8 protein-coding genes are annotated in these 6,962 nt (G+C 70.6%); all 8 read right to left on the bottom strand.

From position 1 onward, the window contains the following. A partial coding sequence (locus VFL28_03800) for a hypothetical protein (GenBank protein ID HET7263768.1) occupies nucleotides 1–453 on the bottom strand: 453 nt, incomplete at its 3' end. A 2-nt stretch (nucleotides 454–455) separates the two neighbouring features. After that, the gene (locus VFL28_03795) at nucleotides 456–1,214 is read right to left on the bottom strand and encodes an inositol monophosphatase family protein (protein ID HET7263767.1); all 759 of its coding nucleotides are present in this window, start codon (nucleotides 1,212–1,214) and stop codon (nucleotides 456–458) included. Nucleotides 1,215–1,218: 4 nt separating this feature from the next. Beyond that, nucleotides 1,219–1,989 (bottom strand): glycerophosphodiester phosphodiesterase family protein, encoded by a 771-nt coding sequence (locus tag VFL28_03790; GenBank protein HET7263766.1) that lies wholly within the window; start codon nucleotides 1,987–1,989, stop codon nucleotides 1,219–1,221. Between the two features lie 8 nt (nucleotides 1,990–1,997). Next, the gene (locus VFL28_03785) at nucleotides 1,998–2,843 is read right to left on the bottom strand and encodes an ABC transporter permease (GenBank protein HET7263765.1); all 846 of its coding nucleotides are present in this window, start codon (nucleotides 2,841–2,843) and stop codon (nucleotides 1,998–2,000) included. Then, nucleotides 2,840–3,742, bottom strand: coding sequence for an ABC transporter permease subunit (locus VFL28_03780; protein HET7263764.1), 903 nt, complete (start codon nucleotides 3,740–3,742; stop codon nucleotides 2,840–2,842). The genes VFL28_03785 and VFL28_03780 overlap by 4 nt, the downstream gene beginning before the upstream one ends. Nucleotide 3,743: 1 nt before the next feature. Continuing rightward, on the bottom strand, nucleotides 3,744–4,793 hold the full coding sequence (locus VFL28_03775; GenBank protein ID HET7263763.1) for an ABC transporter ATP-binding protein: 1,050 nt from the start codon (nucleotides 4,791–4,793) through the stop codon (nucleotides 3,744–3,746). 3 nt (nucleotides 4,794–4,796) lie between these two features. Then, complete coding sequence (locus VFL28_03770) at nucleotides 4,797–6,035, bottom strand: extracellular solute-binding protein (GenBank protein HET7263762.1); 1,239 nt, start codon at nucleotides 6,033–6,035, stop codon at nucleotides 4,797–4,799. A gap of 61 nt (nucleotides 6,036–6,096) precedes the next feature. After that, a partial coding sequence (locus tag VFL28_03765) for a Gfo/Idh/MocA family oxidoreductase (protein ID HET7263761.1) occupies nucleotides 6,097–6,962 on the bottom strand: 866 nt, incomplete at its 5' end.

Genomic DNA, 6,962 nt, shown 5'->3' with positions numbered 1-6,962 from the left:
CCCCGCGAACAGGTCGTCCGCGCCGGCGTACTCGCCGGCGCGGCCGCAGTACGGACACTCGTCCACGTACGGGTGGAGCGGGTGTTCGTCCTCGACCTCGTAGTGCACGCTGCCGGCCAGCCGGAAGTACGGCCCGTCGCGCTCCCGCCGCTGCTGCCGCAGGGCGAGGTAATAGAAGCGGATGTGCAGATCGTGCGCGTGGCCGCGCGCCGGGTCGGCCGCGTCCCGCCACGGCTGGAGCCCGCCGAGCCGCGCCTGCGCGTCCGAGGCCTCGGGCGGTTTGTAGTGTCCGAAGTTGTTCACGATCCCAGCGCGGTCGCGCAGCCACCCGGTCACGAACGCGACGGCGTCCGCGTGCGACCCCGCGACGCGTTCGTGGACGTAGAACCACACGTTCGGATAACTCGGCGGCTCGAAGACCGAGCGCGGCGGCAGGTCGAAGGCGTCCGGCACGGTTACTCGCCCAGCACGGCGACGAGCGCCGCGTGGACGCGGCCGTTGGACGCCACGATCGACCGGCCCTCCAGCCGCAGCCGGCCGCCGTCGAGGCCGGAGACGGCGCCGCCCGCTTCCTCGACGAGGATGCTGCCCGCGGCCATGTCCCACGGCGGCAGCCCGTCCTCCCAGAATGCGTCCGCGCGGCCCGCCGACACCTGCGCCATGTCGACGAGCGCGGCGTTGGGGCTGCGCATCTCCGCCACCCGCTCGGCGGCCCGGACGAACCGCCGGATTCGGACCGGATTCGCGCAGAGACCCCGGTCGATCGACGTAAAGACGCAGCTCTCGACGAGCGCCATCGTCTCTGAGACGTGGACCGGCGCGCCGTTGAGCGTGGCGCCGCGTCCGCGCGCCGCGGCAAACAGCTCATCCGCCATCGGCGTGTAGACGACACCGAGCTCCACGTCGTCGTTCGACGCGAGGGCGACGGCCACGCCGAACCACGGCAAACGCCGGATGAAGTTCCCGGTCCCGTCGAGCGGATCGACGATCCAGCGGCGTCCGCTCGCGGCGCCGCCGGCTTCCTCCGACAGGATTGGGATTCCGGTCGGGCGGAGGTGTGACAGGATCGCGTCCTCGCTCGCGAGATCGGCCTCGGAGACGGGCCCCGCGCCGGCGGCCTTCATCCTGATCCGTCCCGGACTGCCGAAGCGTTCCCGCAGAACGCCGCCGCCGGCGCGCGCCGCCGCGACGGCGGCGTGGAGCAGGTCCAGCATCCCGTCACGCCTCCCGGCTTCCATGGGCGGCCCGGATGGCGGCGACGACCATCGCGGGGTCGTCGGATTCCAATACATCGAGCCCCCACGACAGCAGGCGTGAGGCGTCCTCCGGGCGCTCGAGCGTTGTCAGCGCCGCCACCTCCGCGGCGTGGAGCTGCGTCACGTCCTCCCGCAGCGCGAACTGCGGCTCGAGCGACACCAGCGCCGCGCCCGTCGCGCGGGCGGCGCCCGCGGGGTCGACGAGCCGCGCGTTGTAGATCATCTCGATCGCCCAGGCCGGCCGCCGCCGCTTGATATCGCGCAGCACGATGTGGTCGAATCCGGCCGGGACCACGAACTCGGCGGAACCCGTCTCGTCGATCAGTTCGACCGTCCGCTCGGCCAGCGGTGCCTCGCGAAACGGATAGTTCTTGAGCTCCACGAGCAGCACGAGTTTCCCACGGGCCCAGCCGATGACGTCGCGCAGCGCCGGCACGCGTTCGCCGCGAAACGCCGGTCCGAACCAGCCGCCCGCGTCGAGCGCGCGGATTTCCTCGAAGGTCATCGTCTCGATGGGGCCGCGGCCGTTCGTTGTTCGGTCGACCGTGCGGTCGTGCATCAGGACGATGTGTCCGTCGCGCGAAAGGCGCACGTCGATCTCCGCAAGCGTGGCTCCGTCCCGCCACGCCGCCTCGAGTGCGGCGAGCGTGTTCTCCGGGGCCTTCGTCGAGGCGCCCCGGTGCGCCGAGACGTGCGGCGCGCCCCGGCGGCTGCGCAAAAACTCAGGCGCCATCCCGCGGCTCACATCTTCCCGAGGCCGGCGGCGAGGTACTCTTGCTTGAGCGCCCGTTCGGCCAGGAAGAGAAACAGGATCGTCGGAGCGAGGAGCACGATGGTCACGACCGCGGCGTACGTGAAGATCTGCGACCGGCCGCCGAGATACGCGAACAGCAGCACCGGCAGCGTCCGCACGTCCGGGCTGCCGACGATGAACGTCAGCACGAACTCCTCCATGCTGCCGATGAACGTAAAGACGCCGCCGGCGAAGAGGCCCGGTACGACGAGCGGAATGAGCACCCGCCACGCCGTGCTGAGCGGACCGGCGCCGAGGTTGCGCGCCGCGTCGATGAGATCCTGGGGGACGGCTTCGAACGTGGCCGTCACGATGCGGATCATGAACGGCAGTACCACGACCGTCTGGACCAACACCACGCCGAGCACAGTGTGCTCCAGGCCGATCCGGATGAACACCGAGCCGAGCCCGGTCGCGATCACGATGCCCGGCATGATGATCGGCGCCAGCACGAGGAACTCGATCGCGCGGCGGAACGGCACCGGCCGCCGTCCGAGCGCGTACCCCGTCGGCAGCGCGAGCGCCGCGCACAGGACGGTGACGATCGGCGCGATCGTGAAGCTCGCGATCGCCGCCTCGCCCATCTCGGGCACCGAGAACATCGCCCGCCAGTTTGCGAGCGACAGGCTGGGCGGGACCAGGTTCGGCGGAAACCATCCCGCCCGCGGGTTCACGAGCGACCAGAGGACGCCGACGACCAGCGGCACGATGAGGCCGACCGCGGCCAGGCCAAAGAACAACCCGGCGACGAGCCAGGGGAAGGTCCGGGAGGGGAAGGCCCCGGTCCGCGTCACCGCGCGACCGGTCCCCGGCCCTGCACGAGCCGGTAGTAGAGGAACAGAATGAGGCCGGAAGCGAGCGTCAGCACCGCGCCGAGCGCGGAGGCCAGCGCCCAGTTGGCGTGGTCCATCATCTCGATCTGCATGATGACCGGCAGCGCCGTCGGATAGGCCGATTCGAGGAGCGACGGCACGGCGAACGCGCCGAACACCTGGATGAAGACCAGTAGCGTCGCGGCCGAAATTCCCGAGAGCGACAGCGGCACGGTGACGAAGCGGAATACCGCCCAGGGCGAGGCGCCGAGATTTCGGGCGGCGTCGAGGACGTCGTGGGGGATCGACGCCATTACCGCGGAGATGATGACCATCATGAACGGTACGTTGTGCCAGACGAGGACCATGATGACGCCCCAGCCCCACCGGTCGTAGACGAGGCGCGGCCAGGCCCACCCCCAATGGAAGACGAGCCGCGCGAGGATCCCGCCGGGCCCGATCAGGCTGAGGATCAGAAACGCCGCCACCAGGCTCGGCACGACGAGCGGGATCTTGTACAGCACGCTGATGAGCAGACGTCCGGGAAACCGGATTTGTATCAACGCGCTGAACGCGAGCGCGGTCGCGAGGCTGATCACGGTGGACGCGACGCCGAGCCAGAGGCTAAAGAAGAATCCGTCGCGGTACTGCGGCTCGCCCCAGAACTGCCGGTAGTACTCCCACGTGAACCGCGAGGCCTGGCCGACGGCGGCGAGCCCGACGCTCCTCAGGAACACCTGCGCGAGCGGGATGACGAGGAAGAGCGCGAGAAACCCGACGCCGGGAGCCAGCAGGAGCAGGGTGATCCAGTTGTCCCGCCGCCGCCGCGCCGCCCGGCGCGAGCGGTCCACGGCGAGCGCCGCGGAGACCGCCTCCGCCACGCTACCGCTCCCGGATGACGGCGGGCGCCTCCGGCAGCACCAGGCGCACCGTTTCGCCGATCCGATGCGCCGGCTCGCCGGGCTGCTGCACCCGCAGCCGGACGTCGTTCACGCTGATGACGTAGTCCGTGACGGACCCGAGGTAGGCGGCCTGCCGGACGGCGCCGGTAAGGCAATTGACGGGGCCCGAGCCGATCCGGATATCCTCGGGGCGGAACGACAGCGTCACCGCGTCGCCGCTTGCCAGCCGGTCGGGGCACGCCATCCGCAGCCGTCCCATGGCGGTCTCGGCGATGTACTCCTCGCCCACGGCCCCGGCGATCGTCGCCTCGATCAGGTTCGCGATGCCAAGGAATTCCGCGGTGACCCGCGCGCGCGGCCGCCGGTAGACCTCCTGCGGCGCGCCGACCTCGACGACGCGTCCGTGGTCCATGACCACGATGCGGTCGGAGAGGACGAGCGCCTCCGCCTGGTCGTGGGTGACGTAGACCGTCGTGATCCGGAGGCGCTGCTGCAGCGCCCGCAGTTCGAGCCGCAGGCGCTCGCGCAGCTTGGCGTCCAGGTTGCTGAGCGGCTCGTCGAAGAGCAGGACCTTGGGGCGCGTCACGACCGCGCGGGCGACCGCGACACGCTGCTGCTGGCCGCCGGAGAGCGCCCGCGGGTACCGGCCGCCGAGCCCGCCGAGTTCGACCATCTCCAGCGCGTCCGCGACGCGCGTCCGCCGTTCGTCCGCCGGCACGCGCCGCATGCGGAGGCCGAAGCCGACGTTCTCCGCGACCGTCATGTGCGGAAAGAGGGCGTAGGACTGGAACACCATCGCCGTCTCGCGCCGGTGCGCCGGCAGGTGCTGCACAGGCCGCCCGTCGATCAGGACCTCGCCGGCGTCGGGATCGAGCAGGCCGGCGATGATGCGCAGCGTCGTGGTCTTGCCGCATCCCGAGGGGCCCAGGATGGTGAGAAACTCGCCATCCCGGGCCTCGAGATCGACGTCCCGCACGGCGGCCGTGGCCCCGTAGGCCTTGGTCACGCCGCGCAGTTCGACCTGCGCCATCTTCTACTGGAGGATCTGCCGGACGAAGATCGCGACGGCCGCGTTCGAGATGACGCCGTTGATGCGCGTGCGCGTCCGCTCGTGGTACATCGCGTCGGGGAGGAGGAACGGCGCCATGGTCGCCGGGATGTGCCCGCGGGTCTTCAGGCTGAGCCGCGCCGTCCGGCTGCCGGTCTGCTCGAGCTTGTCGATCTGCACTTTGTCGCCCATCAGGAAATCGGCCAGCAACAGCGATGCCTCGAGCTTCTGCGTGCCCGCGACCACGATCATCGCGTCTCCGTCACCCACCTCGCCGCTCGCCAACAGATGGGGGTGCACAGACGGCGGCACGAGGCCCTTCGATGCCAGCGTGTAGAGGTCATCCTCCCATACGGTCGCGACGGACGCGGTGTTGTTCGCGAGCGCCTGGACCGAGGCTTCGTTGCCGTTCGTAAACGTCACGTAGGGCTTCAGCTTCTTGAAGTAGTCGATGACCGCGGGCATGCAGTTCGCGGCGATCGCCTGCGCCTGGGCGTCGCTGATCCCGTAGGAGTAAAGGTCCTTCTTGCACTGCGGCGCGAGCGCCAGAAGCGCGCTCTCCAGGAAGCCCGATCCGCTGCCGCCGTGGTTGGGCGGCGTGAGCGCGACCTTGCCGGAGTGGCTGCGGGCGAACTCGTACAGCGCCGCGAACGTGTCCGGCGGCTTCGAGACGAACTGGCTGTTGTAGGCGACCACGGTCTGGTTCCGATGGAACGGCAGCGCCGTGCCGCCGTGCAGGTACCCGCGCGACTCGCGGGCCACGGAGGGATCGACGTCGCGCGCGTTCGGCAGCAGATCGACCAGCGCGATGTTCGCGACCAGCCCCGCGCCGGTCATGACGCGGACGTTGTTGTTCGGCAGGAAGAAGACGTCGGCCGACGGCGGTTTGCCGGCCTGGTGCTCGGCGATCAATTGCTGCGTGGCCGCGTCGCCGTCCACGCAGACGTGCTTGACGCCGACACCGCTCGAGCGGCCCCAGTCGGCGACCTCTTTCGCCAATAGCTCGCAGAGCGTATCCGCGAAGTCGTAGAAGACGACGTTCTGGCCCCGCGCGGCGGGCCCGAGCACCTTGTAGAAGTTGTCGCGCGTGAGCGCGCGCAGGTCGACCCGGCCCTGTACGTTGAAGTTGCCGCCGCCCGCGGGATTGACCGCCCACGCCGCGGGATACCCCGACAGCAGCAGACCGAGCACGAGCGCCACCACGATCCCGCCGAACCGTCTCATCGTTTCCCTCCTTGGCCGTTTGGTGCGGTGCGCGTTGCGTCCGGTGTTGCGCTTCGGTACGTCATGCCTCGGGCACGGCTTCCGCCCGTCCGCCCGCGCGGAGGCTCCTGTAGGCCGCGTCGATGACCGCGATGCTGTGGAACGCGTCCTCCACGGTGACCGGCGGCGGTCCCTCGCTCAAGCACGCGTCGACGAACGCCCGGTCTTCGGCCACGTAGCCGAGCTCCGTGACCTCGTCGGCCGACGGGAACTCCCGCCACGCGGCGTCCGGCGCCTCGCGCGTCGCGTGGCGGGCCCGGTTCATGTCCGCGGATTCCAGAAGGGCGTGGTCGCCGTACAGCTCGACACGCTCCGTGGGTTTGGCCCACGACGCGTGACCGCACGTGGTGAACGCGACCGGGCGCTCGCCGTCGCACCGCAGCACGAGCGCGATGTCGTCGTGATCCGGATAGCAGCTCCGCCGGCCGAGGGCCGACACCGCCCGCACCGGACCGACGAGCCAGGCGACGAGGTCGATCATGTGGACCCCGCAGTCGAACAGGAACCCCCCGGTCAGCGACGTGTCGACGTACCACGACGGCGTCAGCATGTCGCCGTCGGTGATCTTGACGTGCGCGGACAACGGGACGAAGCCGGCCGCCACGCGCTCCTTGAGGAACCTGTACGCCGGCGCGAAGCGGCGGTTGAAGCCCATCTGGTAGATCCGTCCCGTGCGGCGCACCGCCGCGGCGATGCGCCGCGCCTCGTCGAGCGTCGTCGCCATCGGCTTCTCGGAGAACACGTGGAGGCCGCGGTCGAGCGCGTCGAGGACGACCGCGCCGTGGAATGCGTTGGGGAGCGTGACGTAGACGGCCTCGGCGCCGGCCTCGACCAGTTCGCCGACCGTCCGGCACGGCCGCGCGCCGAGCGGCTCCGCCGCGCGGCGCG

Source organism: bacterium (assembly GCA_035691305.1).
Taxonomy (GTDB): Bacteria; Sysuimicrobiota; Sysuimicrobiia; order Sysuimicrobiales; family Segetimicrobiaceae; genus DASSJF01.
Note: the sequence above shows the minus strand (reverse complement) of the source record. Positions and strands in the feature narration are given on the sequence as shown.